The sequence below is a fragment of the Xanthobacter sp. BG11Y11_SDJG genome (assembly GCF_057364445.1).
In genome coordinates this window covers 1-1,160 of record NZ_JBNFNU010000711.1, presented here as the reverse complement: position 1 = coordinate 1,160, position 1,160 = coordinate 1, and the positions used below count along the sequence as shown (strand labels likewise).

Here is a 1,160-nt window from a genome sequence, read left to right as displayed (position 1 = left end):
CCTCGGCTGGCAGGCGCGGCTCGCCGCGGAGGGCGGCAACCTCGCGCTCACCGTCGAGGGCGACGGCATCGCGCCGGAGCGGATCGCGCGCGCCTTCTTCTATCCGCAGGACTGGGGCGTCGTCGTCCATGCGGCGCCGCAGGCGCTGGAGGTGCAGCCGGGTCAGCTCACTTTGGTCGCCGAGAAGGGCCAGTCCTTCGACCCGGCGGCGGCCAATACCGGCCTCATCGCCGTCACCGATCCCGCCGGCACCACGCGCTGGGTGGAGATCGCGCCGACCCCAGCGCCGGCGACGGCCATGGCCGCTGCCCTGGATCCCGCCGGCGCGGCGGCCGCGCGCCTGCCGCTCGGCCAGGCGATCCTGTTCGCCTTCCTCGGCGGGCTGATCCTCAATCTGATGCCGTGCGTGTTCCCGGTGCTCGCCATCAAGGCGACCGCGCTGGCGCGCCTGTCCGGGCGCGAGGCGCGGGAGGTGCGGCTTTCGGGCGTGTTCTACACCCTCGGCGTGCTTGCGGCCTTCCTCGCGCTGGCCGGCGCGCTGCTTGCCGTGCGCGCGGGCGGCGCGGCGGTGGGCTGGGGATTCCAGTTCCAGTCGCCGGTGTTCGTCGCCCTCATGGCGTGGCTGATGCTCGCCATCGGCCTCAACCTTTCCGGCGTGTTCGAGATCGGCACCTCGGTCACGGGCACCGGGCAGCACCTCGCCCACGCGCCAAGCCACAAGGGCAGCTTCTTCACCGGGCTCCTGGCGGTGGTGGTGGCGACGCCCTGCACCGCCCCGTTCATGGGCGCGGCGCTGGGGGCGGCGCTCGCCGCGCCGTGGCCGGTGGCGCTCGCGGTGTTCCTGGCGCTCGGCCTCGGCCTGGCCGCGCCCTATGCGCTGATCGCCTTCGTGCCGCGCCTCGCGCGGCTCCTGCCGCGCCCGGGCCTCTGGATGGTGCGGCTCAGGCAGGCTTTGGCCTTCCCCATGTATGCCTCCGCCGCCTGGCTGGTCTGGGTGCTGGCGCGGCAGGCGGGCGAGTTCGGGGTGATGATCGCACTCGCCGGCGCTTTGCTGGTGGCGCTCGCCGCCTGGATCTTCGGCATCGCCCAGCACGGGCGCGCGCGCCGCTCGTGCCGCGCGCTCTGGCGCTCGCGGCGGTGGCGGGGACGATCGGCGCTGC

Annotated in this window: 1 protein-coding gene; it reads left to right on the top strand. The window is 74.7% G+C overall.

Going from position 1 to position 1,160, the window contains the following annotated elements:
- On the top strand, nt 1-1,160 hold a 1,160-nt coding region (locus tag AC2W7M_RS25975; protein WP_486136030.1), incomplete at both ends, for a protein-disulfide reductase DsbD family protein.